The sequence below is a fragment of the Halorubrum sp. B53 genome (assembly GCF_059752395.1).
Genome location: NZ_MWTH01000013.1, coordinates 1 through 1479, shown reverse-complemented (window position 1 = coordinate 1479; position 1479 = coordinate 1). Strand labels below are relative to the sequence as shown.

Here is a 1479-nt window from a genome sequence, read left to right as displayed (position 1 = left end):
GTAAACTACCCTACCCTACTTCGCTCACCCCATACGGGGTTCGCTCGTTGAGGGTAGGGCTTTGATGTGGACTCCCAGCAATCAGTCGCCAGCAATAGGCTGGTGACTCTTGCCGTTCAACGTCCCACCATTTACACGCACGTCTACTGGTGCGTCTCCGCTCCCCGACTTGGGCGAGGAACGGAGTCTGTGTGTCCGCTTTCGGGCATACCGTACCCCGATATTCTTCGCCGCGTTGTAATCCGCGTTGACCTCATAGCCGCATTTCTGGCACTCGAAGTGTTCTCCGTGGCGGTTCACTTCGTGCGTGAACCCACAATCCGTCCGAGAACAGCGCTGGGACGTATGGTTCGGCTCGACTTGCTCCACGGACACGCCCTGCTCTGGTGCCTTGTAGGAGACGTACTCGTACAGGCGTCGGAACGCCCAAATGTGGTGCCATTTCGCCTGCGGGAGCCGCTCACGGATGTCGGTTAACTCCTCGAACGCGATTACGTCGCAGTCGTGTTCGACGGCTTCCGAAACGATCTTATTGGCAACCGTGTGGATGTACTGCTTCCGCCACGCTTCTTCGCGCTTTCCGAGGCGAAGCAGGGCGTTGTGCGCGGCTTGCGTCCCGCGCTGTTGCATCTCACCACGTCGCTTCTCGAATTCACGGCACCAGTGATCGTATTCGTCGCCCTGCCAGAACGTGCCGGTCGAAGCTACTGCGAGGCTGTTGACGCCGAGGTCGATACCAAGAACTGTTTGGTGCTCGGTATCTTCCGAAACCTCGGATTCGTCGGTATCGTACTTCCGCGTCGTGATGTGGAAATAGAACTCGTCAGTCGCCTTGTCGTATTGCAGTGTGCTCGCACGGAACTCGTAGTCCTCCGAGAGAACGTACTGTTCGTAGGGAGTCGGGCTATCCGCCGGAAGTTCAAAGTCGCACTCGACGCGCCCGTTGACGGTCGAGAGAGACACACGGTCGCGGTAGAACGTCGCGCTTCGCTTGTCGTAGACCATGCTCCACGACGTGAACTCCGGCTGGCTCACCCGCTTGCCCTGTTTCCACCGTTCGACGCACCCGTTCGTCGCTTGGACGGCACGTCGGATGGCCTCTTGAACGAGGTTCGCAGTAAGATCAGTTTCCTCTCGCAGTTGTTCGTAGAGCGCGTCCCGTGCGGTCGAGTTCGCCGTAACGCAGTTGGCGTAGGAGTTGTCGTCCCAACAGAATTCAGCGGCACGATTCGCACAGTGAAGGAACTGTCGCGCGGATTCGTGGAGGTCGTCGTACCGCTCATCGGGAACAACAAGTTTGACCGGCGCAGTTCGACGCACCTCCATGTTTCAGATTACTATCTAACGGTACTTACCTGTTGGGGAGTCAGGTAGCTACCGTCGTGCGGTTGCGTCGTCCGTTGTCGGTTTCCTCTCCGACCTACTCGCTCGCTGCTCTCGCTCCTTGAGGTCGGAGGCTCCACCTCGATTTATGCTGAA

The 1479-nt window shown here is 58.2% G+C and carries 1 protein-coding gene; it reads right to left on the bottom strand.

Features of this window, described 5'->3' with window-relative positions:
• Window positions 1-81: 81 nt before the first annotated feature.
• Window positions 82-1326, bottom strand: coding sequence for an RNA-guided endonuclease InsQ/TnpB family protein (locus B4V06_RS11780; protein ID WP_498170070.1), 1245 nt, complete (start codon window positions 1324-1326; stop codon window positions 82-84).
• Between the last annotated feature and the right edge of the window lie 153 nt (window positions 1327-1479).

What these genes read in the sequence shown, in the direction of transcription:
- B4V06_RS11780 (WP_498170070.1), bottom strand. Translation starts at nt 1,326, where the DNA reads ATGGAGGTGCGTCGAACTGCGCCGGTCAAACTTGTTGTTCCCGATGAG.